Genomic DNA, 25480 nt, shown 5'->3' on the forward strand with positions numbered 1-25480 from the left:
AACAACTTGAACTTATTTAACTAAAAGGCATAAAAAAACCACCCGAAGGTGGTTTTTTTGATCATCCTGCCAAATTACGCTTGTGGGCGCATTGCTGGGAATAGGATCACGTCACGGATAGTGTGCGTGTTAGTCAGTAGCATAACCAGACGGTCGATACCGATACCTTGGCCTGCCGTTGGTGGTAGGCCGTGCTCTAGTGCAGTGATGTAATCTGCATCGTAGAACATAGCTTCGTCGTCACCAGACTCTTTAGCTTCAACCTGTGCTTTAAAGCGCGCGTCTTGATCTTCTGCATCGTTAAGCTCTGAGAAGCCATTCGCCACTTCACGGCCGCCGATGAAAAATTCAAAGCGGTCTGTAAAGAACGGGTTGTCATCGCTACGGCGAGCCAGTGGAGAGATGTCCGCTGGGTAGCCAGTGATGAACGTTGGCTGCATTAGCTTAGGTTCTGCTGTTTCACCGAAGATTTCTTCTAGAAGCTGACCACATGTCCAGAAGTCTTCTACTTCAACATGTACTGATTTCGCGATAGAAACCATCAGTTCACGGTTTTGTAGATCTTCTTCGGTTAGCGCTTGGATTTGCGCGTGATCTGGGTTGTACTGCTTGATTGCTTCAAACATGCTCATACGAGTGTAAGTGCCACCAAATTCAACCGTTTCATCACCGTAAGGCATTGATGTTGAACCTAGAACTTCTTGCGCTACCGAGCTTAGTAGTTCTTCAGTAAAGTCCATCAGATCTTTGTAATCCGCGTACGCCATGTAGAATTCCATCATAGTGAATTCTGGGTTATGACGTGGAGAAAGACCTTCGTTACGGAAGTTACGGTTAATTTCGAATACGCGATCGAAGCCACCAACCACTAGACGCTTCAGGTATAGCTCAGGTGCAATACGTAGGTACATTGGCATGTCTAGCGCGTTGTGATGCGTGATGAATGGGCGTGCACTTGCACCACCAGGGATCACGTGCATCATCGGCGTTTCTACTTCCATGAACTGTTTTGAGATCATGAAGTTACGAATTGCAGACATTACTTTAGAACGTACAATAAATGCTTTACGTGAATCTTCGTTCACAATCAGATCAACGTAACGCTGACGGTAACGCATTTCTTGGTCAGTAAGACCGTGGAACTTCTCAGGAAGTGGACGAAGTGCTTTAGTTAGCAACTCGTATTCTTCCATGTTCACGTACAGGTCACCCTTACCAGATTTGTGCAGCGCACCTTTAACACCGATGATGTCACCGATATCAAGACCTTGGTATTTCTCTTTTAGCTCTTTTTGTACGTCTTTAGCAGCGTAAGCTTGGATACGGCCAGATGTTTCTTGAATTACTAGGAATGGACCACGCTTAGCCATAATACGGCCAGCAATTGCAACCACGTGGTTAAGCTCTTCTAGCTCTTCCTTCGTCTTTTCACCGAACTCTTTTTGAAGGTCGCCCGCTAGTGCGTCACGACGGAAGTCGTTTGGGTGGCCGTTTGCTTTGCAGCTCTTTCGGATTTCATCCAGTTTAGCGCGGCGTTCAGCAATCAGCTTATTTTCTTCTAGTACAGTTTCGTTTTGAACAGCATCAGTCATTTTCGATGTATCCTGTTTTTGTCGGTGAAAAGCTTTATAGGCCTGATTTCAGGCTAGCTTCAATAAATTTGTCCAGATCGCCATCAAGAACCGCTTGAGTATTACGGTTTTCAATGCCCGTACGGAGGTCCTTAATACGTGAGTCATCCAATACGTAAGAACGGATCTGGCTACCCCAGCCAATGTCAGACTTAGCGTCTTCATTAGCTTGTTTTTCCGCGTTTTGCTTTTGCAATTCAAGCTCAAATAGCTTCGCTCGAAGCTGTTTCATTGCCTGATCTTTGTTCTTATGTTGAGAACGGTCATTCTGACACTGAACCACGGTGTTCGTTGGTACGTGCGTAATACGTACCGCAGATTCTGTGGTGTTGACGTGCTGACCACCTGCGCCTGACGCACGGTAAACGTCGATGCGTAGGTCAGAAGGATTAATGTCGATGTCGATGTTTTCATCAATCTCTGGATAGATGAACGCAGACGCAAATGACGTATGGCGACGGCCGCCTGAATCGAACGGAGATTTACGAACAAGACGATGAACGCCCGTTTCAGTGCGCAACCAACCGTACGCATACTCACCAGAGATACGAACTGTTGCCGACTTAAGACCCGCGACTTCACCTTCAGAGACTTCAATCACTTCAGCTTTGAAGCCCTTCGCCTCTGCCCAGCGTAGGTACATACGCAGCAGCATGTTGGTCCAGTCTTGTGCTTCCGTACCACCAGAGCCAGCTTGCAAATCGATGTAGCAATCTGAACTATCATGGTCGCCCGAGAACATACGACGGAATTCAAGCTTTTCTAGCTTCTCTTCCAACTCAGCAAGTTCTGGTTCGATTTCGTCAAATGTTTCTTGATCTTCTTCTTCTACAGCCAGCTCAAGAAGACCTTCTACGTCTTCTACACCTTGCTCTAGTTGATCAATAGTTTCAACAACCGCTTCTAGCGATGCACGCTCTTTACCCAGTGCTTGTGCACGTTCAGGTTCGTTCCATACATCAGGTTGTTCAAGCTCTGCGTTGACTTCTTCTAGACGCTCTTTCTTTGCGTCATAGTCAAAGATACCCCCTCAGGACATTTGTGCGCTGAGACACGTCCTGCAGACGGTTTTTAATTGGATTGATTTCAAACATGTTTACTCAACATTTTAGAATAGAATTTAACCGAGAAATTCTACTGAAAAATGTGACCGAGATACAGGAAAATTTCGGATGAGAAATCAGATTGCGGTTAGAGAGAGCACGGTCATAAAATTTTACACCCTCTTAGGGGCAACCGTACTCTATAAGAAAGGTTAATCTAGATATTACTTAGCTTCGATATGATCGATCATCAATTGCAGTGATTGATTACCACGAAATTCATTCACATCCAATTTGTAAGCTAAACGTACCGTTTTAACTGATGCATCCGGCCAGCGACGCAAATCGACATTAAATGCAATACCATCGATCATCACATTGGTAGGATGACCTTTGTAAAGCGGCTCTAACATCAATTTAAGATGCTTCTCACCCACCAGCTTTTGATGCAACACTTTAAACTCACCATCAAAGATTGGTTCAGGGAAGGCTTGTCCAAAAGGGCCACCAGACCGTAGCTGTTCAGCGACATGCATAGAGAATTCTTCAGGCTTAAGTTCACCATCTGACATGATCACGCCTTTTAGCGCCGCTTCATCGAGTTCTTTTTTTACCACTTCATCAAATAAACGGCTGAAACGTTCAAAATCCTGCTCTTTAATTGTTAAGCCTGCCGCCATCGCGTGACCACCAAATTTGATGATCAAACCTGGGTTTTGCGTGTCGATGAAATCCAACGCATCGCGCATGTGTAACCCCGGAATAGAACGACACGAGCCCTTAATTGTCCCTTCTCCGCCATCAGCAAATGCGATGACTGGACGGTGAAACTTCTCTTTGATGCGCGAGGCCAAAATACCAATCACACCTTGGTGCCAATCACGTTGGAACAAGGCTAATCCGTAAGGAAGCTCACTGCCTTCACCAAACTGAAGACGCTCGCAGAAAGCCATCGCTTCTTGCTTCATGCCTTCTTCAATCTCTTTACGAGTTTGGTTCAAACCATCCAGTTCACTTGCCATACGACGAGCGGCGTGAATGTTGTTACACATCAACAGTTCAACACCAAATGACATGTCATCAAGGCGACCAGCAGCATTGATACGAGGACCTAAAGCAAAACCAAAATCGGACGCCACCAAACGACGCGCATCACGCTTCGCGACCTCAATCAATGCTTGAATGCCAGGGCGCGCTTTGCCCGCACGAATACGTTGCAAGCCTTGGTGTACAAGAATGCGGTTGTTTTCATCCAGTGGGACAACGTCAGCTACAGTGCCGAGTGCAACAAGGTCAATCAGTTCCATCAACTTAGGCTCTTGCATGCCCTGCTCAGCAAACCAATTGTGTTTTCGCATATGAACGCATAGTGCCATCATGAGATAAAACGCGACCCCGACACCAGCGAGCGCTTTAGACGGAAAATGACAGCTCTCAAGGTTTGGGTTCACCATTGCATCCACATCAGGCAACACTTGTCCCGGTAAATGGTGGTCGGTAACGAGCACGGTAATGCCGTTTTCTTTTGCGTAACGCACGCCTTCGATTGATGACACACCGTTATCTACCGTCATGATCATCTCAGCGCCAAGCTCTAATGCCTGGTCAACGACTTCTGGGCTTAACCCATAACCGTCTTCAAAACGATTCGGTACTAGGTAGTCCACATTGTGACTACCAAGCATACGCAGCGCGAGCACCGACAATGCAGAGCTCGTCGCGCCATCAGCATCAAAATCACCAACAACGATGATGCGTTTTTGTTCTTTTATTGCCTGAAACAAAAGCTCGACAGCTTGCTCAATCCCCCCGAGTTTTTGGTAAGAATGCAAACCACGAGCTGACGTTTCTAGTTGCGCAGGATCCGTAATCCCACGGTTGATGTAGATACGTTTGAGAATCGGAGGAATGGAATCAGGAAGAAGGGAAAGATCAGGTTCAGGACGTCGTTGAATTTCTATCATGCTTGAAAAGAGCCGGCGACTTTGCCGGCTCTGCTCCTAAAGGATTATTGTTGCTTTAAACGTTTCAATAGCTCTGCAGGTGGTAGGTAACCGCCAACCATTTCGCCATTCGGTAAGAAGATCGCTGGCGTACCAGAAATTCCCAATTGGCGACCTAGATTGTAATGTGATTGGATGGTTTCTTTACACTGTTTTAAGTCTTTCGCAGGGTTATCAAACGTACGATTCACTTTCGCGTTGTGCATTGCCGACTTTGGATCTTCAGCACACCAAATCGTCGCCATTTGCTCTGCCACTGGGCCAGTAGCACCTTGGCGAGGGTAAGCCATGTAACGCACTGTAATGCCTAGATCGTTATAGCCTTGCATTTGGCTGTGCAGACGCACACAGTAACCACAAGTGATATCAGTAAATACCGTCACAGCATATTTTTCATCGTCGGCTTTGTATTCAATCATGCTATCGGAGAACTGCGCGATTTTCTCCGCATTAAGCGGCGCTTGGCGCTCTGCAATGACATCTTTGTAACTACCATCGTCATTGATGGCATAAAGCGTACCGGCGATAAAATGGCTACCATCATTTGAAGCAAACAAGATCCCGCCATTAGTTTGGATTTCCAATAAACCAGCAACTTCTGATGGCTGAATATCAACGATAGATAAACCAAGCTTTGAGAACTTAGTTTTTAATGCTGCTTCATCAAAACTGCTTTGCGCAGCTGGTGCCACTTGCTGTGCAGGAGTGTCCGTTTTAGCCTGACTTTCTTCTGCACCACACGCGGTAACAAAAAATGGTAAAGTCAGCAGAGTTAGTCGGCGTAATACGCTCATGAAATTCACCTTAATATAAAATCGTTTTTCCAAGAAGACATGGATGAATCTAACCATTGTTATGCTCTTGGGTGGTGTTGACTGTGGATCTGCTTCAATCGTTCAGTCGCCACGTGAGTATAAATTTGCGTGGTCGATAAGTCACTATGTCCTAATAGCATCTGTACGACCCTGAGATCTGCGCCATAGTTCAATAAATGCGTGGCAAAGGCATGACGCAGTACGTGCGGCGACAGCTGTTCAGTGTCAATCCCTGCTATCAAAGCATAGTACTTAATACGGTGCCAAAACGTCTGACGAGTCATTTGCCTTGCGCGTTTGCTAGGAAAAACAATATCAGATGATGTATCACCAAGTAACGCAGGGCGCCCTTGTTGAATAAACGTCTCGATCCAATCTACCGCGTTCTCCCCCATTGGCACTAAGCGCTCTTTACCGCCTTTACCTGTGACACGCACAACACCTTGACGCAAACTTATGTTTTCCATAGTTAAACTGACCAATTCCGTCACACGCAAACCAGTCGCATACAGCAGTTCCAGCATCGCTTTATCCCGCAATTCCACAGGATCATTCGGGTCTGGCGCTTCGAGCAAGGCGTCCACTTGCTCTTCACTAATATCTTTGGGCAAGCGTTGTGGCAGTTTAGGACTGACCAAGAGCGCACTCGGATCATCAGCACGTACTTTCTCACGATGCAGATATTGGAATAAACGGCGAATTGCCGACAACATACGCGCACGGGACGTCTGCTTGTAATCCAAGTCTACAAGGTAGCTTTGGTATTCTTGCAAGCCAGACAAACTAATGAAATCAAGACGGTAGCGATGTTTCTCCATCCACGTGAGCAGCTTCATCAAATCATTTCGATAGGAAGCCAGCGTGTTCTCTGATAGCCCACGCTCCATCCACATCGCATCTAAGAATTGCTCAACAAGCGAAAAATCTTGTTGATTGACAGGCTGTTGTGCCGTCATGAACGCTTCCTTATCTGTTTATATTTACAGTATTTAGATTAAGGCACCTGCCGATCCAATACCATAAAAAAATCATCCCGCTTAGGATATTCGCTGCAATCTTCCTCAATTTATGGTTAGAATCTTCCACAACAGCAACACAAATAACGATGAATATAATGAAAATCGGACTCTTTTACGGCTCAACGACCTGCTACACCGAAATGGCAGCAGAGAAAATTCGTACCATTATTGGTGAAGACCTTGTCGACATTCACAATGTGAAAGAGACACCGTTATCACTAATGGCAGACTACGACTTACTACTCCTTGGCATCTCAACTTGGGACTTTGGTGAAATTCAAGAAGATTGGAATGCGATTTGGCAAGACATCGCAACAACACCATTAAAAGGTAAAGTTGTCGCGCTATTTGGTCTGGGTGACCAAGAAGGCTACGGTGAGTGGTATTTGGACGCGATGGGCTTACTTCACGATGAATTACAAGCGACCGGCGCAACCTTTATCGGTTACTGGCCAAATGAAGGCTACGAATTTGAAGCATCGAAAGCACTGATTGAAGATGGCAGCAAGTTTGTTGGACTAGCGTTAGATGAAGACTCGCAGTACGAACTGAGTGATGAGCGCATCGAAAAATGGTGTGAACAAGTTCTTGTAGAGTTCCACGACACACTTTAATAGTGTGAACGCTTCAAAGATAAAAAATAAAAAGCCCGATGAAGTCATTCATCGGGCTTTTTAATATCTTGATAGTGCGAAGTTATTACGCTGTTTCTTGTGCTAGCTCTGGACGAGGTTTCGCGATGAAGAACATGCACACGATAGCCGCAAATGTTGGAAGCACCCAACCCATACCCACTTCGAATAGTGGCAACATGTTAAACGCAGAAACATCAACACCCGATACTTTTGCCGCGTCAACCAACGCAAACAGCAGAGATACAAGCAGTACCGCGCGGTAAGCAAAACGTGGATTTGGCAGTTTGCTGCGTACAAATGTTAGTGCAACCAACGCAATCGCCACAGGGTACAGCGCAAACAATACTGGCACTGACAGAGAAATCAGTTGTGCAAGGCCGACATTCGCAACCAACGCACAAACAGAACCGTTAATAAGTACCCATTGCTTGTATGACAGTGGCGTTTTCGAGCTGAAGAAGTCTGAACACGCAGAAATCAAGCCAATAGCCGTTGTCAAACACGCTAGTAATACAATTACAGACAGAACGATTTGACCGTATGGACCAAACAGCGCTTGAACGTATTGGCTAAGTACCAGACCACCGTTATCTGCACCAGCAGCAACAGTTGCACTCGTCGCGCCCAAGTAGAATAGTGAGATGTAAACAAACGCAAGACCGGCAGCGGCAATACAACCTGCATAGATCAGATACTTAGTGGTTGCAGAACGCTCAGTAATGCCTTTACCGCGCAGTGCATCAACCATCAGCATGCCAAACATCAATGACGCGAACGTATCCATTGTGTTGTAGCCTTCTAGGAAGCCTTTGGTCAGTGGTTGCGTTAAGTACTCACCGTGCGCGCCCAGCATGTCACCTTGAGGATCAATAAATACCGCGACAGCAAGAATGATCAAACCGACAAACAGCGCTGGAGTCAGCACTTTACCAATCAAGTCGATAAGACGGCCTTGGAACCATGAGAACATCATCGCCGCAATAAAGAAGATCACTGAAAATGCAGTGAGATGCGTTTGTGACGCTTCAAGGAAGAAAGGTTTCACCGCCATCTCGTAAGCCACTAGGCCAGTACGAGGCGCAGCAAATGCAGGACCGATGATGATGAAGATCAACGCAGCCATAATAACCGCTGCTTTTTTCGGAAGGTCTTGCGTTAAGTGATCCCAAGAACCACCAGCAACAGCAATAGCAACGATAGTAATAAGAGGTAGACCTACCGCTGTTAGCAAGAAACCAAACATCGCTGGCATTAAGTTTTCACCGGCTAGCTGACCCGCTAGAGGTGGAAAGATGATATTGCCCGCACCTAAAAAGAACGCAAATAGCATAAAGCCTACTGCGATAATATCTGTTAGTTTTAACGTCTGCTTCACAGATAACCCTTGTCTTTTAATTAATGAATGTTGTGTATGCTTAGACCACTTTTTGTATACCTAAAGTCAATAAGTACACGTGGTTCAATCTATAAAATTTTCGCCGCATAATGACGAAAGACTCATCATTTGGCAACCTTTAAGAAAAAAACACCATATTAATTTAGTTTTCAAACTTAAAAGCAGTGGATATAACCAGATCTAAACAACAGACCAGTTCTTTATCTCGATCAATTAACAATACAATTTAATAACCAACAAAACAACAATCTATACAATTAAGAAACAATAGAGAAATTCACTTAATTATTGAGCAAACATAAAACAATCATGAAGAGCAAAAAACTGAAAACTAAAGGCTTCAATTTTAAGCAATTTTGTATTGAGGGCGGCGAGAGTGGTATGCCCGTCAGCACTGATGGGGTCATGCTTGGTGCTTGGATTCAAAGCCCGAACAACGCTCAAATTCTCGATATTGGCACTGGCACCGGGTTGCTTGCCCTGATGTGTGCCCAACGCTTTACAGAAGCTCAAGTAACCGCGGTCGATATTGAATTAACAGCCATTGAAGCTGCGCAAAAAAATGTGGTTCAGTCGCCTTGGTCAGCTCGTGTGAGTGTGCATCATTCTGACGTACTAGACTTTACGCCGACGCATCCATTCCAACGTATCATTTGTAATCCGCCCTACTTCAATAGCGGCGAGCAATCGAAACACAGTCAACGTGCAACCGCGAGGCACACTGATACGCTACGCCACAACGCATTGCTACAACGTTGCTATCAGTTGCTTGATGAACAAGGGAAAGCTAATTTTGTGTTACCAATCACCGAAGGCGAACGGTTTATTGAACTAGCATTACACCAAGGTTGGCATCTATCGCGAGTCTGTCGTGTACAGCCATCAGAAAAGAAACCGGTACATCGACTGTTATTTGAACTGGCGAAGCAGCCTTGCGATACTCAAGAATCACATTTAATAATTCATTCGCAAGACGGTTACAGTGACGATTTCGTCCAATTAACCCGCGAGTTTTATCTTAAGATGTGAAATAACATGTGATCCTTATCACCAATCACTTTATAATGTGCGACCTTTTTGTATTCTATGCTGTTGTGGCGAACCATTAACCAAGCTTTGCTTGTGGAGAACTCATTGTGATCAGAACCTTTGCTGAACTTGATCTAGACCAAAACCTACTTGAAGCCATTGAAGAGATGGGTTACGAACGCCCAACAAAAATTCAGGCAGAAGCGATTCCACAAGCGTTGGATGGTCGTGACATTCTAGCGTCAGCGCCAACAGGTACTGGTAAAACGGCAGCCTTCGTTCTGCCAGCATTGCAATACTTGCAAGACTTCCCTCGTCGCAAGCCTGGACCTGCGCGTATTTTGATCCTAACGCCGACGCGCGAATTGGCGATGCAAATCGCTGATCAAGCGCGAGCTTTGGCAAAAAACACTAAACTGAACATTTTCACCATCACAGGTGGTGTTCAATACCAAGAGCACGCCGATATCCTTGCGACAACACAAGACATTGTGGTTGCAACGCCTGGCCGCTTAAAAGAATACATTGATGCAGAGCGTTTTGATTGCCGTGCGATTGAATGGTTAATTCTGGATGAAGCAGACCGTATGCTAGACATGGGTTTTGCTCCTACTGTTGATCGTCTATCTAACGAGTGCCGCTGGCGTAAACAAACCCTTCTGTTCTCAGCAACTTTAGAGGGTAAAGGCGTAGAAGGCTTTACCGCTGATCTGTTGAATGACCCAGCAGAGATTGATGCAAAATCGCCACTGCGTGAGCGTAAGAAGATTGCTCAGTGGTACCACCGTGCTGATGATGCTGAACACAAGCTTGAATTACTAAAACACATTATTACTCAGCAAGCAGAACGCACCATTGTCTTCTTGAAGACACGTGAGCGTTTGGCAGAGCTACGAGCGCAGCTTGAGAGCGCACAGATTCCATGTTCTTGGATTCAAGGTGAAATGCCTCAAGATCGTCGTAACAATGCGATTTCTCGCTTCCGCGATGGTACTGTAAACGTGCTGCTCGCGACGGACGTTGCTGCGCGTGGTATCGACCTTCCGGATGTGTCACACGTTATTAACTACGACATGCCACGTACGGCTGATGTCTACCTTCACCGTATTGGCCGTACGGCTCGTGCGGGTAAGAAAGGTAATGCTATCTCAATCGTAGAAGCACACGACCAACCAATGATGGATCGCGTTGCACGTTACGTGAAAGAAGACATCAAAGAGCGTTTCGTGAAAGAGATGCGTCCGAAACACAAAAAACCTGTGTTTAAGAAGAAAAAGAAAAAAGAAGACAAGAAGAAACCAGCGAAAAAGAAAACCGCTAAGAAGAAATAATTTTGTTAGGGCGAAATAGCCCAAGCTAAAACATAACAAAGGGTTGGCACTGCCAACCCTTTTTCGTTTGTACTGATAGAGGTTAACGTAGACTAAGTCTCAATCAGTTTTAGTTTTGCTCTTCGCGTTTAAATACTAACTCTGTTGGTGTCGATTCATCTTCAACAAAGTAGTAACCCGCCGTATCAAACTTAGTCAGATCTGCCACGCTCTCAATACGGTTTTCGATGATGTAACGCGCCATCATGCCGCGCGCTTTCTTCGCGTAGAAGCTGATGACCTTGTATTGGCCATTCTTACAATCTTTGAATACTGGCGTGATCACTTGCGCATCTAAGTTCTTTGGCTTCACCGCTTTAAAGTATTCATTTGATGCTAGGTTGATAAGCACATTATCACCTTGAGCAGAAATCGCTTCGTTAAGCTTATCCGTAATCACATTGCCCCAAAACTGGTACAAGTTTGTGCCCTTGTCGTTTGCAAGCTTGGTACCCATTTCAAGACGGTATGGCTGCATCAAGTCGAGTGGTTTTAGTAAACCATAGAGGCCAGACAACATGCGCAGATGATCTTGAGCATATTCGAAGTCCGCCTCAGATAAGGTTTCGGCGTCTAGTCCTGTGTAAACATCACCTTTAAACGCTAGGATCGCTTGTCGTGAGTTTTCTGTGGTAAACGTTTCACTCCACTCTTGAAATCGCCCGACATTCAAATCGGCAATCTTGTCGCTCACTTTCATTAAAGAGGCAACATCAGCAGGAGTCAGTTTGCGGCAAACATCGATAAGCTCTTTTGAGTATTCGACCAACTCAGGTTGAGTAAATTTTTCTGTCGCTAACGGAGACTCGTAATCAAGAGTCTTCGCTGGAGAAACTACGATAAGCATGACTTTCCCTTCTCTAATTCTGTTTTTTAATAGGGTACAAAAAAAGCCATGCATTGTCTGCATGGCTTTTTACATCGTACTAATAGCTTTCAACTATGAGTGATAGCTCACTTAGTCTTTTTTATCGTTGTACCAAATGCCTTCTTCAAGCTGAGATTTCAGCTCAGGGAAGTCATTCGCATCAAACGTTGGTACTTTACCTTCACCAAGTTGGCGGTTGTAATCTTTTGCTAGCTTAATCACGATGCCAGATAACAAGATGATTGCCACCAAGTTGACTATCGCCATCAGCCCCATCGAAACATCAGCAAGTGACCATACGACTGGGAGCGAAGCAAGTGCACCAAACATCACCATACCAAGAACAACAACGCGGAAAATGCTTAGGCCCGCCTTGTGGTTGTGCTCTAGGAAGATGAGGTTCGTTTCTGCGTACGAGTAGTTCGCGATGATTGATGTAAATGCAAAGAAGAAGATTGCCACGGCAACAAAGATGCCACCCCAATCACCAACTTGCGAGCTCAATGCACGCTGAGTTAGCTCGATACCCGTCACTTCTGTTGCTTGACCAACATACTCACCTGACATCAGGATGATAGCCACTGTCGCTGAACAGATAACGATCGTATCCATAAATACACCTAGCATCTGAACATAACCTTGAGATGCAGGGTGTGGTGGGTAAGGCGTTGCTGAAGCCGCCGCGTTTGGCGCAGAACCCATACCCGCTTCGTTCGAGAATAGACCGCGTTTAATACCGTTAATCATTGCCTGTGCAATCGCGTAGCCAAGACCACCAGCCGCCGCTTCTTGCAGACCAAATGCACTCTTAAAGATAAGCATTAATACATCAGGTAGCTTCTCTAGATTAGAGAACATGATGAACAGTGCTAGAGCCAAGTAAAGCAGCGCCATGATCGGAACGATCATCTCTGCGACTTTTGCGATACGCTTGATACCACCGAAAATTACAATCGCAGACAGTACTACAACCGCGATACCAACGTACAGGTCACTCCAACCAAATGCGGTGCTCATTGCATTTGCAATTGAGTTAGCTTGTACGGCGTTGAATACCAAACCAAAAGCGATGATTAGGAAAACTGAGAACAATACGCCCATCCAACGCATGCCCAGGCCTTTTTCCATGTAGTAGGCAGGACCACCACGGTAGTTGCCATCATCATCTTTGGTTTTGTATAGCTGCGCCAGAGTACTCTCTGCAAACGACGTTGCCATACCAAGCATTGCGATCAGCCACATCCAGAAGATCGCGCCAGGACCACCTGCAGTCAATGCAACTGCAACGCCCGCCATGTTACCTGTACCAACACGTGCAGCAAGACTAGTACAAAGCGCTTGGAAAGAAGAAATACCAGCTTTGTCTGCTTTACGACTGTTCTTAAGAACAGAGAACATGTGGCCGAAATGGCGGAACTGAATGAACCCTAATCGAACGGTGAAGTAAATACCAACACCAACAAGAAGATAAACCAGAATCGAACCCCAAAGGAGATCGTTCATCAAATTGATTAAGTCTGTCATGTGTACCTCAAAGTGAGTTGCGCCGGTCTATGCGTCCAAGCCATCCACCAAATTGCCTGCTAAGTGTCAAAGTGTGCTTAGCTTTTTAAGTAATGTTTATGGGCAATCTAGAATCGTAAACGTCGCTTCATGCATCCATTTTACGTACCAGCGTATTTTTTGACGGGCGGATAATGCAACCTAGGAGCGCAAAAATCAATATGCAATCATGATAATAACATTGTTATTTTTCACTATAAAGTCACCAAAAAATAACATAAATGGAAGACTTAACACCCATAAACCGCAACATTTCAATTACCAAATGCCAACATAAATAATTATCGCCCACCAAACAGAACGGAGACCCATATAATTAAGACCAAGCTAGTATTCACAAGGTGTTACATAAATTTGCTCTAGTGCCTTACCATCTAATTGAACACTATTTCATCAAACTGGTTTTATGCAACTTTGACCTTTGCACTGTCCCCCCACTCGTCAAATCGAATTAACATTGAAAATCTCTCTATTTAATCGTTTTCTTGAGATCGTTTGTGCATTTTTTAGCCACCACATTGCCATGAAAAGTGTGATTTTGAGAATATTTTTGCACGAAAATGTCATGCTACCGACACAAATGCGAAATATATCATGGTTATTCTCACGGCTATTGTGGTACTTAAAAAACTCCACAAGGACTGGTTACAACAGTTTAGCTTAAGAAAGGTAAAGGTGGCTTATGGAAGGCTTTCAACTAGATGACATTTTTAATCTGGATACTACCTCAACAACCAAATCTCGTGCCAAACCAGTAAAGCGAAAGTGGCGTGAAATAGAAGAGATGAACGACAGGCGCAATTTGCTTAAAGAGCTACGCGAACTTGATGCCTGTACCGACTACAACTTGGAAGACATTAAACTCTAATTCAAACAAAAGGCACCTTAAGGGTGCCTTTTGTTTTTGTTTACAGTAACCGTAAACGACTTGAGTTTAAGCGCCAGGATTTGAGTATGAGTACCGTTATTACTCAATAGGAATTTTCCTGTCTTTTGGTTGAGAAGCGCAAAAGATAAATTTGCGTCCAATTCTCAATAAATAAGAAATGCAGCTAACAAACCCGAGTGATACTTTCGCTCACTCAGGTTTCATCGCACACACTTAAACATACTCAGCATCACTTTGACGCACACGTTCAGCTAACTGTTTATAACGATCGGCGATGGTGTCACCAAAAACTGGGTCATCTTCACTGACGCTCCATAAGCTTTCAACATGCTGCCAATCCTCGGTAGTGAACAGCTCCTCAATGAGAGGCAGGATTTTTCGTTCCTCTAACTCCAAGTGGCGTCTTTGTGATTCAATGAAATCCTCTAGGTGGGCCACAAACATGTCTTGAGGCACAACAGCATCCTGCAGGATCATCTCTATCAAGGAAGCAAACTCTTTGGTTTTACTTGCTAGCTCTTGGTGTTCTTTCTCTAAGTTTTCCATGGTCTGTTGCTTACCATAGTGCTCCAGAAAGTGGTGATAGAGAATATCTTCTTTCGGATGGTGAACTTTTTCTGAATGATTAGAGAGGTAATCAACTATCTCGCTTACTAATGCGTAGTTGATCGCACGTTCTTCTTTTATCTCATTAAGTTTATGGCGCAGTATCGCCAACAGACGAACCATATAGCCGTGTTCGCGTCGAATTCTTTCGATCATCATAGCGTCTCTCCTTAACACCTACTTTTAATAAGTGTACATGAGAAATTTGCCATCAGCCTCGAGCGTGCTCAAAAAAACAGCGATAATGGCAGCATTATCGCTGTCTCTTCTTTTATACAGTTAATGGCAAATGCCAGTTGATTGGTGCTTTTCCTTGCGAGGCAAGTAACTGGTTTGCTTGAGAGAAATGCTTACAACCAAAAAAACCTCGGTGTGCTGAGAGTGGTGATGGATGTGGTGCGGCTAACACATGATGTTTATTGCGATCAATAAAGCGCCCTTTCTTCTGAGCGTGAGAGCCCCACAATAAAAACACCACGCCTTCCTGATGCTGGTTTATCGCTTCAATCACTCGGTCAGTGAACGTTTCCCACCCCGTTTTTGAATGTGAATGCGCTTTACCTTGCTCAACCGTCAATACCGTATTGAGCAACAATACACCTTGCTCAGCCCAACTTTGTAAGAATCCATGCTGAGGGATCTGGAACCCTTCAATATCTTGAGCCAGCTCTTTATACATATTAACGAGTGATGGTGGTGTTTTGATTCCAGGAAGAACAGAAAAGCACAAACCATGTGCCTGATTTGGGCCATGGTATGGGTCCTGCCCCAGAATCACTACTTTAACATCGTTAAACTCGGTAAATCGAAACGCGTTAAAGACATCTTTCGCTGGCGGAAAAATCGCTTTGCCTGCGGCGCGTTCTGCTTCTACAAAATTCAAAGTATCTACAAAGTAGCTCTGTTTTTTCTCTTCGCCGATCACATCGTGCCAAGTGGGTGACTGATTCATGGAAAGTTCCTGTCCTAAATTTTGCTTCTATTCTAACGAGCGAAACCCAAACAAACAAAAACTTACCACGAACTTGAGAACAGTAAAAAAAGACTAATGCTTCTGTGGCGTTCGAAAATGTCCCTGTCCTGTAATGTGACGATTAGGCATCGGCAAACGAAGCACGCGGCGGCTATATGCGTAAGAAGCAAAAGAGAGTGGTCGAGACATAGTGGCATCCTTCTTTCTTAATTCAAATTGACTTAAGTGGCTAAGAAAGAAAGGTGCCAACTCTGTGATCACATCATTGGTTATCTATCACCGCTAGATGAAACTGACGCAGTGCGTTGATTTCTTGCTGCCAGATGTCCGGATCAATTGTTTCTAAAATCAGAGGGATACCATCAAATCGAGGGTCTTTAGCGATGTACTCAAAGCAATCCCACCCGATTTCTCCTTTGCCTAATGAGTGGTGGCGATCCACTTTGCTGGCAAACTCAACTTTTGAATCATTTAGATGCATTGCTCTTAAATAGTGCATCCCAACAATACGGTCGAATTCCGCAAAGGTATGCTCACAATCCTCTTTAGTACGCAGATCGTAACCGGCGGTAAACGTGTGGCAAGTATCGAGACATACACCAACACGTTCTTTGTCTTCCACTTGCTCGATGATTTCAGCAAGGTGCTCAAACTTCCAACCTAGGTTTGTACCCTGACCAGCCGTATTCTCGATTACCGCGATCACATTCGGCACCGCTTTGTGCGCAAGATTGATCGACTCAGCGATCGTCGCTAAGCACTCCTGTTCAGAGACTTTCTTTAAGTGGCTCCCAGGGTGAAAGTTCAGCAACGTTAAACCCAATTGATTACAACGCTCCATCTCATCGATGAATGCAGCGCGTGACTTATCCAACTTATCCGCTTCTGGTGCACCTAAGTTAATTAGATAAGAGTCATGGGGAAGAATATGTTCTGCGCCGAAACCCAGCATTTTACAGTTCGCTTTAAACGCACTGATGGTTTTTGCTTCTAAAGGCTTCGCCACCCACTGGCGTTGGTTTTTTGTAAATAGTGCGAACGCATTCGCGCCAATTTCGCGAGCTCTCAACGGCGCTTGATCGACCCCACCAGCAGCAGAGACATGTGCACCAATGAGTTTATTCCCAAGCTTGTTTTTCATGTTTGTCATTTAATCACTTTAGACTTTCAGTATTGCTACCTAAATACAGATAGTTGCGTTAATCAGTTTAAACTTTAAGCTCAATTTGTAGTAAATTTACAACAAAATGAGTTATTAAATATTTTTTATATTATCAAATAAATTGTAATTAGTTTGTTTTCAAAGGTTTTATTGATTTAACTCAATAAAATTACCTTAATAAAAATAATGTTTTTTGTTGTTTTTTGACTTAAATCAATATTAAAATAGTGGATATTAGCTATATAATACTCAGCTCAACGAAAATTCGAAAATTAACACCAATAATCACCACGTAAGTGGTCTAGGAGATAGTGATGATCCAAGGTATCCAAATTACAAAAGCGGCAAACGACGACCTACTAAACTCTATCTGGCTATTAGATAGCGAAAAAAATGAAGCTCGTTGTGTTGCTGCAACTGCTGGCTACGAAGCAGACCAAGTTATCGCAATCAGCGATCTAGGTGAATACGAAAGCCGTGAAGTAGCAATCGAAACAGCTCCTCGCATCGAAGGTGGTCAACACCTAAACGTGAACGTGCTTAAACGCGAAACACTAGAAGATGCAGTTGCACACCCAGAGAAATACCCACAACTAACTATCCGTGTTTCTGGTTACGCAGTACGTTTCAACTCGCTGACTCCAGAACAGCAACGTGACGTAATCGCTCGTACTTTTACTGAGACTCTATAATTTCTCAGTAAACTAGCTCGCTAGAATTTAAAAAGCTTGGTCAGCAATGACCAAGCTTTTTTTGTTTTTCCATGCATCTAACCGTTCTGTTCCTTTACGGAGCATTTCTCTGTGACGGATCCTTCTTAAACACTTCAGCCAATGAGGCTGGGTCAAGCCTTTCTCTTTGTTGTGAAGCGCCTTCTGCCCACCAAATCAATTGATGTATGGTGCGATTCATATAGCTGTCCCACTGCGTCTGCTGTAATTCATCCGCAACGACACCCTGTTCGTCAAACACTTCTTGCGCTTTCGGAATGTGAATCATCGCCGAGACAGGTAAACATCCAAGTTCAGATAAGAAGGTACGCATCGACACTGCAGCTCTAACACCACCCCATTGTCCAGCAGAGTAGGTCACGATAGCACTTGGCTTATAAGAAAACAGCGAACTACCAAAATGGTTAAGCATGTTTGCCAAAGCAGGGCTCATCGAATGGTTGTATTCCGGACTGACCATCACGTACCCATCGGCGCTTTTAATTTTGTCTGCCAGTTCTCTCAAGTGGGCTGGCACTTTAGCGCGATGGTAAGCAAACTCAGGCTTAAACACGTCGTCAAAGTCGTAGTTCAATGGGTCAATGATTTCGACGGTATGTTGGGAATACTGATTCTTAAACAACGTTTCACATGCTCTACTCACTCGCATGCCCAAGCGGGCTGGTCGTGGCGGTGTGCTGTCTCTGACTGAGCCAAGAAAAATCAAAAAATGCATGCTTCTATTTCCATCTTTAAGTTCGTTTCTCAATCATAAAGAGAGTCGAGACTTACCGACAATAAAAAAGGCGAATGATTGCTCATTCACCTTTCGTCGTTCATCATTTTAATAATTACTGTACACGGCGCAGTACTTGTTTCAATGCATCAAAGTCTGCGTCTAGCTCTTCCGATAGCAGTTCCATCGCCGCGTGCTTCGCTAGCGGTGCAGGAAGCTCGATGTCAGATTGCAAAATGTCATCCACCACTTCTTTGAACTTCGCTGGGTGCGCAGTACATAGGAACAGACCGGTTTCACCATCTTGCAGTTGCTCTTCAAGAACGCGGTAAGCAATCGCACCGTGCGGTTCACATAGGTAGCCCAATGAGTACAAATCTTTCACAGATTGTGCGCTTTGCTCATCTGAAACCGCGCCTTTACCTAGTGTCTCTAGGCCCCACTCTTTCACTCGGCACAGCTCTTCAATACGCGGCCAGTTGTTCGGTTGACTCACGTCCATTGCGTTCGATGTCGTTGCAACCGTTGGTTTTGGCTCCCACTTACCTGTTTCTAGGTAGCGCGGAACCGTGTCATTAGCGTTAGTTGCAGCGATAAAGCGTTTGATCGGCAGACCCAGCGCTTTTGCCAGTAGACCAGCAGTTAGGTTACCAAAGTTACCACTTGGTACAGACACTACTAGGTTTTCACGCTCTTGTTTGCTCATTTGCGCAGCTGCTTCAAAGTAGTAACAGATTTGCGCCATCAAACGGCTGATGTTGATTGAGTTTGCAGAGTTCAGGCCGATCTCTTCACGCAGTGCGGAATCATCGAAAGCTTGCTTAACCAGTGCCTGGCACGCATCGAAGTCGCCATCGATCGCGACAGTGTGAATGTTCTTTCCTAGCGTACAGAATAGCTTCTCTTGCAGTGGGCTAATCTTGCCTTTCGGGTAAAGAATCACAACGTTGATGTCTTCCATACCATAGAAAGCGTGCGCAACGGCTGCGCCAGTATCGCCAGAAGTCGCAGTCAGAATGGTGATCTTGCCACCGTCCGATACCGCCGCAAGAGATTGCGCCATAAAGCGACCGCCAAAATCTTTAAATGCCAGCGTTGGACCATGGAAAAGCTCTAACGCGTAAACACCGTCTTTGACTTGATTGATTGGCGCCGGGAATTGGAACGCTGCGTCCACAAGCGCGTTGACTTGCTCTTCCGCCAGCTCATCACCGATAAACGCTGATAAAATCTTAGTGCTACGAGAAACAAAGTCTTCTGCCAGTAGCGCATCAACGTCTTCAAACTTTGGTAATTCCGATGGGAAAAATAGACCTTGGTTACGGCCTAACCCTTGGCGAACGGCTTGGCCAAAGGAAACTTGTTCATCATTTTCTTTTATATTGTAAAGCTTCATAGCTCACTTCCTGTTACTTTCGAACCCTGCTTATCTAGACGACAAACGTGGACGAATCCTTCTTCGTTTTGTACGTAGTTCTGTTCTAACCAGCGAGCAACTCGCTCAGCGACATCTTTCTCTTTGCAAATACTGAACAGTGTTGGACCACTGCCAGAAATACCGGTTGCTAACGCACCTGCTGATGCAGCGTATTGACGTGCATTCGCAAAACCCGGAAGCAGTTTCTCACGATACGGTTCTGCGATCACGTCTTTGATCATTTTTGCAGCTAGCTCTGGCTGACCAGAATGACACGCATGAATAAAGCCCGCAAGGTGACGACCATGAGCAATGATATCTTGTCGACGGTATTGAGATGGTAGGATCTCACGCGCTTCTGCTGTTGATACTTTGATACCCGGATACGCCATCACCCAGTACCAATCGTCAAAGCAAGGCACTTCTTGGCTAATGATACCTAGCTCTTCCAGCATCAATTGCACACCGCCAAGGTAACATGGCGCCACGTTATCATAGTGAATACCACCAGAGATCTTGCCTTCCATTTCCCCCATCAGTGCTAGCAGCTCAGTCTCGTTAAGCGGCTGACCATGGAATCGGTTTAATGCATCTAATGCAGCAACGATAGAACAAGCACTTGAGCCTAAACCTGAGCCTATTGGCATGTTCTTTTCTAGCGTCATTTCAAGTGGTTTTAGCTCAACACCTTTTTTATCTAGCTCGCGAGAAAACACCAGCCAACAATCGTAAACGATGTTTTCTTTTGGCTCTGTAGGCAACTTAGAGACAAAATTACCCGCAGTTTTCAGACTGAACGGCTCAGTCCCTGCCTTAACTTGCACTCTGTCACCTAGCAAGGTCCCATCCACTGGGGACACCGCCGCCCCCAACACATCAAAACCAACACTTACATTACCAATTGATGCTGGGGCATAAACCACTACATCCATATCACTTGAACTCATTCTTGTTATACCCCTAGTTTCCAACCTAAAGTACGCATCACGTCAGAGAATACACCCGCAGCCGTTACCTCAGTACCTGCGCCATAGCCACGCAACACAAGTGGGATTGGCTGGTAGTAACGGCTGTAAAATGCCAGTGCGTTTTCACCGTCTTTGATTTTATACATCGGATCGTTTTCATCCACCGCAGCAATGCTTACTGTGCACTTGCCCTCGTTAATTTCACCAACGTAACGCAGTACTTTGCCTTCTTTTGCTGCTTTAGCTGATAACTCTTTGAAGTAGGCGTCCGCTTCTGGGAGACGCGCCATAAACTCATCAACACTGCCTGAATCATCAAAACCTGGCGGTAGCGCTTGGTCAACAACAACATCTTCAAGCTCTAGTGACATGCCCGCTTCACGAGCTAGAATCAACAACTTACGCGCGACATCCATACCAGACAGATCATCACGAGGATCTGGTTCAGTAAAGCCATTTTCTTTTGCGATATTCGTCGCTTCACTTAAGCTCATTCCTTCATCTAACTTACCGAAAATATAAGAAAGAGAACCGGAAAGAATACCGCTGAAGCGCTCCAGTTCATCACCTGCAGAAATCAGGTTTTGCAAGTTTTCAATAACCGGTAGGCCTGCACCTACGGTTGTTTCATACATCAATTTACGACGGGAGCTACGAGCCACATCGCGAAGCTGATGGTAGTACGCCATGCTTGCTGTGTTTGCTTTTTTGTTTGGTGTTACAACATGAAAACCTGCCGCTAGGAAGTCGGCGTATTGTTTAGCAATGTCTTCACTGGAGGTACAATCAACCAATACTGGGTTGATAATATGATTGCGTTGTACCAAAGAAATCAGACGCGCTAGGCTGAATTCTTCTGTGGCTGCTGACATACGATCACGCCAGTGCTCGAGCGGTAAGCCTTCGCTATCAAGCAAAAGACCTTTGCTGTTTGCTAAGCCACAAACTCGAATCACAATGCCTTTCTCAGCAAGTTTGACTTGTTGGCGTTCGATCTGATCCACCAGTTCGCCACCCACACCACCGACACCAACAACGAACACATCGAGGAAGTGTTTCGAGTTGAATAGGTTTTCGTGACACGCTTTGATCGCCTCAGAAATTTTGTCTTCTGGAATAACGGCAGAAATCGCACGTTCTGATGAGCCTTGTGCTATCGCCACGATGTTCACGTTCACTTCAGCAAGAGAAGAGAAGAAGCGAGAAGCCACACCGCGCGATGTGCGCATACCATCACCAACAAGCGTAATGATTGAAACATTATCAATAAACTCAACCGGTTCTAGTAAGCCATCTTTGAGTTCTAGCTCGAACGCATCTGCCAGCACTTGCTGCGCTTTCGCTTTATCTTCAGCCTCAATACAGAAGCTGATGCTGTATTCAGAAGAAGACTGAGTGATCAGAACAATAGATACACCAGCAGACGACATCGCACCGAATACACGGCTCGCCATGCCTACCATGCCTTTCATACCAGGGCCTGATACGTTAACCATGGTTAGGTCGTTAAGTGTTGTAATACCTTTGATCGCAAGATTATCTTCACCAGTATCTTGGCCGATAAGAGTACCTGCACCTTGAGGGTTAAAGCTGTTTTTGATCAGACATGGAATATGGAATTGAGCAATAGGGGCGATGGTTTTCGGGTGCAGAACGGAAGCACCAAAATAAGAAAGCTCCATCGCTTCTTGGTAGCTTAGTGATTTAAGTAGGCGAGCATCTTCGACTAAACGTGGGTCACAGTTGTATACACCATCAACGTCGGTCCAGATTTCACAGCAGTCTGCGCGTAAACAAGCTGCAAGAACCGCTGCCGAGTAGTCAGAGCCATTACGACCCAGCGTGACAAGCTCTCCTTTTTCGTTGCCAGCTGTAAAGCCCGGCATAATGTTCACGTGGCCCTGAGGAAGGGGTTTTTGACGGAAGTTTTGCGTTGAAATATCCACATCAACCATAGCTTCAAGATGATCACCTTGGGCATACAGATACTCGACAGGATCGATCAAGCTCGCTTGTTGTCCCTTCGCCTCCAAGACAGCTTTCATCAACTGAATGGAAACACGCTCACCTTTACTAATAATGCGCGCATTTACGTTGTTTGGGCACATACCTAATAGATTGATGCCGTGAACAAATTGACGTAATTGAGATAGCGAGGTTTTCACTTGGTTATCGAAAGCTGAACCATCAATATTGGGTAGTACTGCTTGGATTTGAGTGAAGAGCGTTTTAAACGATTCATCCAACTCTTTGATTTGCAGCTCTGCTTCACCATTGCGCAACGCGCCTTCAATGACCGCAACCAACTTATTTGTTGTTTTACCTGGGGCTGAAAGAACAACCGCCACTTCTTCTTGTTGAGCGTTATTGGCAATGATGTCTGCCGCTCTTAAAAAGCGATCTGCATCAGCTAGTGATGAACCGCCAAACTTCAATACTCGCATCCCTTCCTCCGGTATATCTTCTCAAACTTGTCTAAATTCTGGATAAAAAAGCATAAAAAAAGGCCTGTATCTTGTTGGATACAGGCCTTTTTTGTGAATTTCTTTCGCTCAGCAGCCTGCCCCAACATGTGTCGTGTCGGTAATAATAATGGTCGTGGTCATTACTACTAGGCTGTTAGATGGCATAAATAAATATTCAACGTTAATTGTGTTTGCTTAACTCTACGTTTACCGAGTTTCCGATTCATAGTCAACAAAAAATTGTTTGTTTTTCAGTCTTACAGCGATTTCTGCTAAGCAATCTTATTGATATTTAACGCTAATTGGATGTTATTGCTCGTTAGGAAATCTGTCGCTTATTTTTGTAGGGGGCTCATCCCATCGTCATCAGTCTCACTTTTTACTCCATAACTAGTCTGATCTTCGTCATAAAGCGTAAGATCAAATTATGAAAGGGAGTTGTTGACACTTAACAACAACTTAACTGTGACCTATGTTCACAGGATCGAATTATTTAGAAAATAGGTGAGCTAGCTTTCATATTCTATGCTTTAATAGTGAGAAGCTTTGGGCACATACTAATAAAAAAGTTGACACAAGGAGTGGTGAGCATGAAAAGAGGGCTTTTTCTGTTGCTGTTTTTTGTGCCTGGCGTTTGTCTAGCAAACGAGCTTCCGCCTCTTCCAGGCAAAACATCCCCTTCTCCTCATAAACTATTTATTTCCAGCGATAGCTATCAATCTGACAGTTTCGATGTTTGGAATATCGACACTGGTTATGCGTACGAACTCTTTGACTCCGTAGACGTTTACGTCGGTGCACGAGTCAACAACTCTCCAACCCAAAACCAAAGCGGTTTTTTGAGTGGGATCAGCTATCACTTCAATGATCGTGTCACACTAAAAAGTACGGTTCGCTCTTACAAGAATGAGACTGCGGAAGGTATTCGCCAAGAAGATAGCAGCCTCGCAGCTGAAGTCTCAAGTCGCGTAAAAATCACCGATAAACTGGATCTTCACGCGACTCTTGATTACCAAGATTGGCAACAAGGTATTGAGGTAGGTTTAGGCTTTCGTTTTTAGAAATCTAATTTTTGCTTTGAAATCAACACACCATTCCAATCAGCGTACACATAATGCTTCGGCTGCACGATTTGGTTTTGCATCGTTAAGGTCACATTGACCTCTCCCATACCTCGCTTCTCTGTCTTAAACGGATTGGTACCAAGTGCTTGCACGCCAATGTCCATCTGAGATATTTGTGCTACGTCGCGTATTGCACCATAGACAATAATGCCTTCCCACCCATTTTCTATTCCGAGTATTGCTAATTGATCGCCAAGCAATGCTTTCTGACACGAACCATGTCCGTCAACAATCAATACTTTCCCCGTTCCATCTTCGCCCAGTACTTCACGTACTTTTGAGTTGTCGTGATAACAACGCACTGTGACAATTTCTCCGTAAAAAGCGGTGCGTTGACCAAAGTTCTGCAGTGGCAAAGTAAGCAGGGTAACTTGGTCTTCAAATTGGTCACAAATATCGGGTGTAATGTCTCTCATATTTCCTCCGTGAATTTTCTCACCCAAGCAGTGCTTCGGTGAGTAGTATCCTTTCCTATACGAGTCGAGGCTTAAGGGAGCCTAACTTATGCAACACTTTCGGCTGTGAGCACGCAATAAGGTAAAGTTGATCATCAATGACGTAGTAAATCGCGTTTTGTTGAAAGTCATTCGCCAATGCGACCGCCGCCTCTGGTGATAACTCGACGGCAAAGCTTTCCTCATACCATGTAAAAGAGCTGTCACCTACTGTGATAGGCGCGTAATTAACGTGCTGTAGCAGTGTTTCTAATGCTTGATTGCTTATGCAGTTCTCTTCTTTGGACCGCAAATTACTGTATGGGTTCCAAGCGGTTATCACAGCGTAGTTTGAAACGCACCACTCGGCCTCGAATCTGAAAAAAGATTCTGAATAAGCATTCCATAACGATGCGTCTATGTTCGTATTACTTTTTTCTATCATAAGTCTTAAACGATTAATAACAGTTACATTTCATCAATTGATATAAATCAACAAACTGAATGGAATTAACATTTGAGCATTGTTAGCATGCTGTTAACAATATAAAATCCGCTCCATATCTTAGGGTGTTTACGTTTCAGGCCCCACAGAAAGCAGGAAATGAAAGGTAAACAAGCCCT

Annotated in this window: 24 protein-coding genes and 1 other annotated feature; of the genes, 6 read left to right on the forward strand and 18 right to left on the reverse strand. The window is 44.7% G+C overall.

Annotation, left to right across the window (positions count from 1 at the left end):
* Positions 1-74: 74 nt before the first annotated feature.
* The 5 genes from lysS to xerD all read right to left on the reverse strand — a co-directional run bounded on the left by lysS (position 75) and on the right by xerD (position 6448).
* Positions 75-1592 (reverse strand): lysine--tRNA ligase, encoded by a 1518-nt coding sequence (lysS, locus tag R2S67_RS11565; RefSeq protein ID WP_005397328.1) that lies wholly within the window; start codon positions 1590-1592, stop codon positions 75-77.
* A 34-nt stretch (positions 1593-1626) separates the two neighbouring features.
* Positions 1627-2725, reverse strand: a protein-coding gene (gene prfB / locus R2S67_RS11570) for a peptide chain release factor 2 (RefSeq protein ID WP_100068604.1) whose coding sequence is annotated in 2 segments (ribosomal slippage) — positions 1627-2649 and positions 2651-2725 — 1098 coding nt in all. Because the reading frame shifts where the segments join, the coding sequence is not laid out codon by codon here.
* Positions 2726-2898: 173 nt separating this feature from the next.
* Positions 2899-4638 carry a single-stranded-DNA-specific exonuclease RecJ gene (gene recJ / locus R2S67_RS11575; protein WP_006742673.1) on the reverse strand — a complete coding sequence of 580 codons (1740 nt, stop codon included), beginning with the start codon at positions 4636-4638 and terminating at the stop codon, positions 2899-2901.
* A 44-nt stretch (positions 4639-4682) separates the two neighbouring features.
* Positions 4683-5471, reverse strand: coding sequence for a bifunctional protein-disulfide isomerase/oxidoreductase DsbC (gene dsbC, locus R2S67_RS11580; RefSeq protein ID WP_012842135.1), 789 nt, complete (start codon positions 5469-5471; stop codon positions 4683-4685).
* Positions 5472-5530: 59 nt separating this feature from the next.
* Positions 5531-6448 (reverse strand): site-specific tyrosine recombinase XerD, encoded by a 918-nt coding sequence (xerD, locus tag R2S67_RS11585; RefSeq protein ID WP_005397336.1) that lies wholly within the window; start codon positions 6446-6448, stop codon positions 5531-5533.
* Positions 6449-6606: 158 nt separating this feature from the next.
* Here xerD and fldB point away from each other — a divergent pair, with 158 nt between their 5' ends.
* Positions 6607-7125: a flavodoxin FldB gene (gene fldB / locus R2S67_RS11590; protein ID WP_005397338.1), complete on the forward strand. Its 519-nt coding sequence runs from the start codon at positions 6607-6609 to the stop codon at positions 7123-7125.
* An 85-nt stretch (positions 7126-7210) separates the two neighbouring features.
* On the opposite strand, the gene brnQ is transcribed toward fldB, so the two are convergent.
* On the reverse strand, positions 7211-8521 hold the full coding sequence (gene brnQ / locus R2S67_RS11595; RefSeq protein ID WP_006742676.1) for a branched-chain amino acid transport system II carrier protein: 1311 nt from the start codon (positions 8519-8521) through the stop codon (positions 7211-7213).
* 330 nt (positions 8522-8851) lie between these two features.
* Between brnQ and R2S67_RS11600 the strand changes: the two genes are divergently transcribed.
* Together R2S67_RS11600 and srmB are read left to right on the forward strand one after the other, a co-directional pair.
* Positions 8852-9571, forward strand: coding sequence for a tRNA1(Val) (adenine(37)-N6)-methyltransferase (locus R2S67_RS11600; protein ID WP_046873968.1), 720 nt, complete (start codon positions 8852-8854; stop codon positions 9569-9571).
* A gap of 107 nt (positions 9572-9678) precedes the next feature.
* A complete protein-coding gene (gene srmB, locus R2S67_RS11605) occupies positions 9679-10902 on the forward strand; it encodes an ATP-dependent RNA helicase SrmB (protein WP_005396291.1) in 1224 nt (407 codons plus the stop codon).
* 109 nt (positions 10903-11011) lie between these two features.
* On the opposite strand, the gene yaaA is transcribed toward srmB, so the two are convergent.
* Positions 11012-11788 (reverse strand): peroxide stress protein YaaA, encoded by a 777-nt coding sequence (gene yaaA, locus R2S67_RS11610; RefSeq protein WP_012842137.1) that lies wholly within the window; start codon positions 11786-11788, stop codon positions 11012-11014.
* Positions 11789-11899: 111 nt separating this feature from the next.
* Positions 11900-13333, reverse strand: coding sequence for an alanine/glycine:cation symporter family protein (locus R2S67_RS11615; RefSeq protein WP_005396293.1), 1434 nt, complete (start codon positions 13331-13333; stop codon positions 11900-11902).
* A 721-nt stretch (positions 13334-14054) separates the two neighbouring features.
* Here R2S67_RS11615 and R2S67_RS11620 point away from each other — a divergent pair.
* Complete coding sequence (locus tag R2S67_RS11620) at positions 14055-14240, forward strand: DUF3545 family protein (protein WP_005396294.1); 186 nt, start codon at positions 14055-14057, stop codon at positions 14238-14240.
* 234 nt (positions 14241-14474) lie between these two features.
* Here R2S67_RS11620 and R2S67_RS11625 read toward each other — a convergent pair whose 3' ends face one another.
* The 3 genes from R2S67_RS11625 to nfo form a co-directional block, all read right to left on the reverse strand.
* Positions 14475-15026, reverse strand: a complete 552-nt coding sequence (locus R2S67_RS11625; RefSeq protein ID WP_005396296.1) for a hemerythrin domain-containing protein — start codon at positions 15024-15026, stop codon at positions 14475-14477.
* A gap of 112 nt (positions 15027-15138) precedes the next feature.
* Positions 15139-15819, reverse strand: coding sequence for a uracil-DNA glycosylase (gene ung / locus R2S67_RS11630; protein WP_005396298.1), 681 nt, complete (start codon positions 15817-15819; stop codon positions 15139-15141).
* A gap of 283 nt (positions 15820-16102) precedes the next feature.
* On the reverse strand, positions 16103-16990 hold the full coding sequence (gene nfo, locus R2S67_RS11635; protein WP_317344375.1) for a deoxyribonuclease IV: 888 nt from the start codon (positions 16988-16990) through the stop codon (positions 16103-16105).
* 326 nt (positions 16991-17316) lie between these two features.
* Between nfo and grcA the strand changes: the two genes are divergently transcribed.
* Positions 17317-17694, forward strand: a complete 378-nt coding sequence (gene grcA / locus R2S67_RS11640) for an autonomous glycyl radical cofactor GrcA (RefSeq protein WP_005381814.1) — start codon at positions 17317-17319, stop codon at positions 17692-17694.
* A 94-nt stretch (positions 17695-17788) separates the two neighbouring features.
* Here the strand turns inward: grcA and R2S67_RS11645 are convergent, their stop codons facing one another.
* The 5 genes from R2S67_RS11645 to thrL all read right to left on the reverse strand — a co-directional run bounded on the left by R2S67_RS11645 (position 17789) and on the right by thrL (position 23463).
* On the reverse strand, positions 17789-18448 hold the full coding sequence (locus R2S67_RS11645; RefSeq protein WP_109168793.1) for an NADPH-dependent FMN reductase: 660 nt from the start codon (positions 18446-18448) through the stop codon (positions 17789-17791).
* 115 nt (positions 18449-18563) lie between these two features.
* A complete protein-coding gene (gene thrC / locus R2S67_RS11650) occupies positions 18564-19844 on the reverse strand; it encodes a threonine synthase (RefSeq protein ID WP_006742682.1) in 1281 nt (426 codons plus the stop codon).
* Positions 19841-20797: a homoserine kinase gene (gene thrB / locus R2S67_RS11655; protein ID WP_041852994.1), complete on the reverse strand. Its 957-nt coding sequence runs from the start codon at positions 20795-20797 to the stop codon at positions 19841-19843. Before thrB ends, thrC begins: the two co-directional genes overlap by 4 nt.
* Before the next feature lie 20 nt (positions 20798-20817).
* Positions 20818-23277: a bifunctional aspartate kinase/homoserine dehydrogenase I gene (gene thrA / locus R2S67_RS11660; RefSeq protein WP_065645164.1), complete on the reverse strand. Its 2460-nt coding sequence runs from the start codon at positions 23275-23277 to the stop codon at positions 20818-20820.
* Positions 23278-23330: 53 nt separating this feature from the next.
* Positions 23331-23450, reverse strand: a sequence feature (Thr leader region).
* A complete protein-coding gene (thrL, locus tag R2S67_RS11665) occupies positions 23386-23463 on the reverse strand; it encodes a thr operon leader peptide (RefSeq protein WP_074192076.1) in 78 nt (25 codons plus the stop codon). It overlaps the preceding feature by 65 nt.
* Before the next feature lie 425 nt (positions 23464-23888).
* Here thrL and R2S67_RS11670 point away from each other — a divergent pair, with 425 nt between their 5' ends.
* On the forward strand, positions 23889-24359 hold the full coding sequence (locus tag R2S67_RS11670) for a ribonuclease regulator (protein WP_065645163.1): 471 nt from the start codon (positions 23889-23891) through the stop codon (positions 24357-24359).
* Here R2S67_RS11670 and R2S67_RS11675 read toward each other — a convergent pair.
* On the reverse strand, positions 24356-24838 hold the full coding sequence (locus tag R2S67_RS11675) for a putative 4-hydroxy-4-methyl-2-oxoglutarate aldolase (RefSeq protein WP_005396309.1): 483 nt from the start codon (positions 24836-24838) through the stop codon (positions 24356-24358). The genes R2S67_RS11670 and R2S67_RS11675 overlap by 4 nt on opposite strands.
* A 55-nt stretch (positions 24839-24893) precedes the next feature.
* Positions 24894-25301, reverse strand: a complete 408-nt coding sequence (locus tag R2S67_RS11680) for a DUF3293 domain-containing protein (protein WP_031780532.1) — start codon at positions 25299-25301, stop codon at positions 24894-24896.
* Positions 25302-25480: the final 179 nt, after the last annotated feature.

Source organism: Vibrio sp. T13N (genome assembly GCF_032970445.1).
Taxonomy (GTDB): Bacteria; Pseudomonadota; Gammaproteobacteria; order Enterobacterales; family Vibrionaceae; genus Vibrio; species Vibrio diabolicus.